General features: G+C 63.9%; 4 protein-coding genes. 2 read left to right on the forward strand and 2 right to left on the reverse strand.

From position 1 onward, the window contains the following. Positions 1 to 244 precede the first annotated feature (244 nt). Positions 245 to 1,279: an aspartate-semialdehyde dehydrogenase gene (locus NKH52_RS35025; protein WP_352736829.1), complete on the reverse strand. Its 1,035-nt coding sequence runs from the start codon at positions 1,277 to 1,279 to the stop codon at positions 245 to 247. Positions 1,280 to 1,735: 456 nt separating this feature from the next. On the opposite strand from NKH52_RS35025, the gene NKH52_RS35030 reads away from it, so the two are divergent. Further along, the gene (locus tag NKH52_RS35030; protein ID WP_352736831.1) at positions 1,736 to 3,610 is read left to right on the forward strand and encodes a DEAD/DEAH box helicase; all 1,875 of its coding nucleotides are present in this window, start codon (positions 1,736 to 1,738) and stop codon (positions 3,608 to 3,610) included. A 98-nt stretch (positions 3,611 to 3,708) separates the two neighbouring features. On the opposite strand, the gene NKH52_RS35035 is transcribed toward NKH52_RS35030, so the two are convergent. Continuing rightward, positions 3,709 to 5,079 carry a glycosyltransferase gene (locus tag NKH52_RS35035; RefSeq protein WP_352736833.1) on the reverse strand — a complete coding sequence of 457 codons (1,371 nt, stop codon included), beginning with the start codon at positions 5,077 to 5,079 and terminating at the stop codon, positions 3,709 to 3,711. 180 nt (positions 5,080 to 5,259) lie between these two features. On the opposite strand from NKH52_RS35035, the gene NKH52_RS35040 reads away from it, so the two are divergent. After that, positions 5,260 to 5,958 (forward strand): DUF805 domain-containing protein, encoded by a 699-nt coding sequence (locus NKH52_RS35040; RefSeq protein ID WP_352736835.1) that lies wholly within the window; start codon positions 5,260 to 5,262, stop codon positions 5,956 to 5,958. Positions 5,959 to 6,037 lie beyond the last annotated feature (79 nt).

A 6,037-nucleotide genomic window follows, 5' to 3' on the forward strand; every position in this document is an offset into this window, starting at 1 on the left:
CAACGGAAGTCTCCCTCCCCCTTGTGGGGAGGGGTTAGGGGTGGGGGTCCGTGCCGGGCAGACATCTCAGGAATTCCATATGCGATAGCCCTGCCCCTCGTGGGGGAGATCGACCTTCATCAATGCCTTCGCAAACCTTCAGCATCCCGGCCGCAGGCCGAGCCCGCGACCGCGGGCCGCCGATCGTTCGGCGCCCCCGCGGAGGGCCCGCCGCGGCAGCGGCGATACGGCCCGTGAGCGAAAACTAAGCCGCCTTCTTCTTCGGCTGGATCAGGCCGCGCTCGACCAGCAACTCGGCGATCTGCACCGCGTTGAGCGCCGCGCCCTTGCGCAGATTGTCGGAGACGATCCACATCGACAGGCCGTTGTCGATGGTCGAATCCTCGCGGATGCGCGAGATGAAGGTGGCGTCTTCGCCGGCCGATTCCAGCGGCGTGATGTAGCCGCCGTCCTCGCGCTTGTCCAAGACCTGGCAGCCCGGGGCGTCCCGAAGAATATCCCTCGCCTCGTCGGCGGTGATCGGCTTTTCGAACTCGATGTTGACCGCTTCCGAATGGCCGATGAACACCGGCACGCGCACGCAGGTCGCCGTCAGCTTGATCTTGGGATCGAGCATCTTCTTGGTCTCGGCGACCATCTTCCACTCTTCCTTGGTGAAACCGTCGTCGAGGAAGACGTCGATGTGCGGGATGACGTTGAAGGCGATGCGCTTGGTGAACTTCTTGACGTCGACGGTATCGGCGACGAACACGGCGCGCGTCTGCGTGAACAGCTCGTCCATGCCTTCCTTGCCGGCGCCGGATACCGATTGATAAGTGGCGACGACGACGCGCTTGATGGTGGCGAAGTCATGCAGCGGCTTCAGCGCCACCACCAGCTGTGCCGTCGAGCAGTTCGGATTGGCGATGATGTTCTTGCGGGTGAACAGCGAAATCGCGTCCGGGTTCACTTCCGGCACGATCAGCGGCACGTCCTGGTCGTAGCGGAAGGCCGACGAATTATCGATGACGACGCAGCCCTGCTTGCCGATCTTCGGCGACCATTCCTTGGAGACGCTGCCGCCGGCCGACATGATGCAGATGTCGGTGTCGGAAAAATCATACTGGTCGAGCGTCTTCACCTTCAGCGTGCGGTCGCCGAACGACACTTCCGTGCCCAGGCTGCGCCGTGAGGCCAGCGCCACCACTTCGCTCACCGGAAAGCCGCGCTCTTCCAGTATGTTGAGCATTTCCCGGCCCACATTGCCCGTGGCGCCGACGATCGCTACCTTGAAACTCATCGAAAGATCTCCTGTCCCTCTCCGCTTGGTTTTTGGAGAAACCCGCCGGCCGATGCGGGTTCCGTCCCCCGGGCCGAACCCGGGAGAGGGTGGTTAGGCCAAGGGAATCACACCGTTTTGGTGGTGGTTTTGGTAGTTTTCTTGGCCAAGAATGGGGTTTTGCTGGAACGAGGGGACGCGCCGACGCGCCCGGCCCAATGATGTGCATTGAGGCTGGGGGCATCGAATGCAAGAAGAGCCATCAAAAGGCCGCGCATCGAAAAACGATCCCGTTCAAAGCGGGCTTTTACGCGGTTTGCGTCAAGAGTCAATTGCGATGAGCGTCCTGTTGCCCTGTACAATGGCGGCGGCACGAAGTACGAACGGCATGACCATCCGGCTCATGGAGCGTCCCGACGCCCGCCGAAGACAGGCCCATTGCTGGGCATATAAGAATCCGAATTCCGAAAGAGTAAGATGTCCAACTTCGATGCACTCGTTCCCGCGCTGGCAAGGGCGCTGGAAAAACGCGGCTATTCCGAGCTGACGCCCGTCCAGAAGGCGGTTGTGGCGCCGGAACTCGGCGAGGCCGATGCGCTGGTTTCGGCGCAGACAGGCTCCGGCAAGACGGTGGCCTTCGGCCTCGCTCTGGCGCCGACCCTGCTTGAGGGCGCGGAGCGCTTTGGCCACGCCGCCGCACCGCTGGCGCTGGCGGTGGCGCCGACGCGCGAACTCGCCTTGCAGGTGACGCGCGAACTGGAATGGCTCTACGAACTGACCGGCGCCACCGTGGCTTCCTGCGTCGGCGGCATGGACATGCGCTCGGAGCGGCGTGTGCTGGAGCGCGGCGCCCATATCGTCGTCGGCACGCCCGGCCGGCTGCGCGACCACATCACCCGGCGCTCGCTCGACATGTCGGCGCTGAAGGCGGTGGTGCTCGACGAGGCCGACGAGATGCTCGATCTGGGCTTTCGCGAAGACCTCGAATTCATCCTCGACGCCGCTCCTGCCGAACGCCGGACGCTGATGTTCTCGGCCACGGTGCCGCGCTCGATCGCCACGCTCGCGCAGGGCTATCAGCGCGATGCGGTGCGCATTTCGGCCGCCGGCGAGGAGAAGCAGCATCTCGACATCGAATATCGGGCGCTGAGCGTCGCCCAGCCCGACCGCGAGAACGCCATCATCAATGTGCTGCGCTATTACGAAGCCAAGAACGCGCTGGTGTTCTGCAACACGCGTGCCGCCGTCAATCATCTGACCGCGCGCTTCAACAACCGCAACTTCTCCGTCGTCGCCCTGTCGGGCGAGCTCAGCCAGAACGAGCGCAGCCATGCGCTGCAGGCAATGCGCGACGGCCGCGCAAAAGTCTGCATCGCCACCGATGTCGCGGCGCGCGGCATCGACCTGCCCAATCTCGAACTGGTCATCCACGCCGATTTACCGACCAACCCCGAAACGCTGCTGCACCGCAGCGGCCGCACCGGCCGCGCCGGGCGCAAGGGCGTCAGCGCGCTGATCGTGCCCAACAGCGCCCGCAAGCGCACCGAGCGGCTGCTGCAGAACGCCGGCCTCAAGGCAACATGGGCGAGCCCGCCCTCGGCCGACGACGTGATGCGGCGCGACGACGAGCGCATCCTGGCCGATCCGGTTTTCGACGAGCCGGTGAAGGACGATGAACGCGGTTTCATCGACGCGCTGCTCGCAAGACATGGCGCCGAGCAAGTGGCTGCCGCCTTCGTGCGCCAGTGCCGCGCCAGCCGCTCGGCGCCCGAGGACCTCATGGAGATCGCGCCCTTCACGCCATCGCGTGAAAGACCGGCGGGCGAAGGTTTCGTGCGCCGCGACGAGGCGCCCAGCCGTCGCGACGATTTCGGCGACAGCGTCTGGTTCTCGCTATCGATCGGGCGGCGGCAGAATGCCGAGCCGCGCTGGCTGATCCCGATGCTGTGCCGCACCGGCAGCATCTCTAAGCGCGAGATCGGCGCCATCAAGATGCAGCCGGAAGAGACCTACGTGCAGATATCAGCCGACTGGGCCGACCGCTTCCTGGCCGCGATCGGTCCCGATCGCAAGCTGCAAGGCAACATCCTGGTGAAGCGGCTCGAGGGCACGCCCGATCTGTCGCGCGCCGGCTACCAGCCGCCAAGCCCCGACAAGAAACCGCATCGCGGCAAGGCGCCGTTCGATCCCAACGCGCCGAAGCGCAAATTCGAAAAACGTGCACCAGCAGCAGTCGATCAGCGCCCGGCCACCGCGCATGAGGCAAAGCCATGGGCGAAGAAGCCGGGCAAGCCAAAATTCGACACCACCGGCGCGCCTAAGCACAAGAAGGCGAAGAAGCGGCCCACCTAGAGCATTTCACCGTTTCACGGAAACGGCGATCTGCTCTAACTCCTTGTTTTGACGCAATTCTAAACGGAAAACCGCTTCACACTTTTCCTAGAATTGCTCTAGGACTTTGGCCGGAGGGACGCGCTTGCCTGCAGGCCAGCCTTGATGGCAGCCCAGCTGGCCGATGCCGGCGTCGGGCGATGCTGCTTTGCGATGCGTTCCGTCAGCGACGAGCGCCAGTCCGGGTCTTCCGCCATCCTGCGGATCGCAGCGTACCAGCCGGCCTGGTCATTGGAATCGATCGCCGGCATCAGCCCGCCGCTCGCCTCGATCAGCGACGGCGCGGTCGAGACGATGACGGGAACGCCGAAATCGAGACATTCCGAGGCGCCATAGCCCCAGCCCTCGATATGCGAGGGAAAGACGCCAAAGGAAGCGCTGCGATAATATCGGATGAGCTCCTCATCGCTGATCGCTCCGGTGAACGTAACCCGCTCAAGCAATCTCGGATGGGCCTTGAGATAGGCGCGCAGCGGATCGATCATCCAGCCCCAGCGCCCGGCGCAGACAAGCCGCGGCAGCGTGACGCCCTCGTCGAGCGCCTGCTGCCATATCCGTGCCAGCAGGATGTGGTTCTTGCGCACTTCGATGGTCGAGCAATAGAGCACGAACGGCTCGTCGGCCTCGATGCGCGAAGTCTCGCCCATGCGCGAAGCCGTTTCGTACAGGATGGACGGCATCGGAAACCGATATACCACCGGCTGCGTGACGCCTGCCTGTTGCATATGATCGGTCAGCGTCGCACCAACTTCGTCGGATGCACAAAATGCCGGCGCGCCGGAACGCACGAGGTGCTCGAGATATGACCCGTAGCGAGCCTCGCCAGGGCTCATACCAACCATGTCGGGGCGCAGTGTCGGGATGAGGTCGTGGCAAAGAAACGCGAGGCCACCGGCGCGCCCGGAGACGGCGGCTCGGTCGTCCCCGGTCAGAATGTGATGGCTGATCAGGACAAAGCCGCGTTCAGTCTCGTCCGGTTGGCTTGGAACCTGACGCGGGGCCGACGGGGTCCGCGCCCGCTGGTACAGCCGATAGGCCCGGATCAGCAGCCTGGTCGCCTGATAGGCAATCCCTTTACGGCCATGGGTCACCGTCTTTGCAAGATGGCGGTCGGCGTCGCGCTTGCCCCATGGCTGCTGCCTCACCGCTTCGAGGGCCTGCGACATCGCCGTGCGTCTCCCAGGCCATCGTTTGAGGCGCCAGGGTGAAATCTCGCCCGTCGCGACATGGTCCTGCTCGAAAGGAGCGAGGGGGCGAAACCGGCCTTCCCACGGTCGGAACGCCACCACCTCCACGCAAGGGTCGGGATCGGCCAGGGCTGCGCTGACGAGAAAGCTTTCCACCCGCGGGATGCCGACAAGTCCCTGGCCGGACGGCCAGAACGTCAGGCCGGTGGCGTCGATGGCCAGCCTGGGAGGTCTTCTTTCCACTCCATCTTCAATCACGGTTTTACTGTCGGGACTCTCGACTGTCATGTTCTGCTTCTGTCGAAGGTGGTTGCACTCGATGCCTTATGCTTCATTTGCCGCGAAGAGGGTAGCCATGCTGGCTTGCCCATCGGCTCGGGCCTGTGCCACCTTCGGCTGGGACGTGGCGAGCGGGGGTGGCAAATGCGGGGCGAAGTGCTTCACTATGACGAGGACCAAGGCTTTGGCTTCATATCCGGGGCCGACGGCAACCGTTACACCTTCACCCGCGAGAACCTGCGCCGGCAGATCGCCATGCCCAATGGCACGGCCGTCGAGTTCCAGCCGGGTGGCGGCCAGGCGCGCGACGTCTTTTCGATCGCTGCTCCGACCGCCGCAGACTCCGGCATCAAGGCCGCACCGGCCCAAGCCAGCGTTCCACCTGCAACAGCGCCTCCTGCGCAGCATTTCGGCCGGTCTTCCGAGACAGCCGAGCCCAGCGATCTCTGGGGCTATTTCTGGCGTGGCTTGACGCAGAACTATTTCAATTTCGCCGGTCGCGCCCGTCGCAAGGAATATTGGGGTTTTTTCCTGTTCTGGGTGGTTTCGCTGCTTGTCATCGGCGGCATCGGCCTTTTCGCCGACAACGAAATGGGCAATTTCGACAGCAGCGTATCGGCGGCGGTAACTGTTGGCCTTTGCGGCACCTTCGTTCTGGCGACATTGCTGCCCAGCCTCGGCATGACCGTTCGCCGCATTCATGACATCGGCCTGTCGGGCTGGCTTTATCTGGTGGTGCTGATCCCGACGATCGGCAGCCTGATCATCCTGGTCTTCGCACTGATCCCGACGCAGGCCCGGGAAAACCAGTGGGGGCCGGTGCCGGCGGGTGTCAGGGTCTAGAGCGGGATGAATTTAGGTTGGGCATAGCCTGCCTCTGTGAAGTAATTTCGGCATTCGGTTGACGTGACGGTGCCGAGGA

Source organism: Mesorhizobium sp. M1066, from assembly GCF_040318635.1.
In the GTDB taxonomy this organism is placed as follows: domain Bacteria; phylum Pseudomonadota; class Alphaproteobacteria; order Rhizobiales; family Rhizobiaceae; genus Mesorhizobium.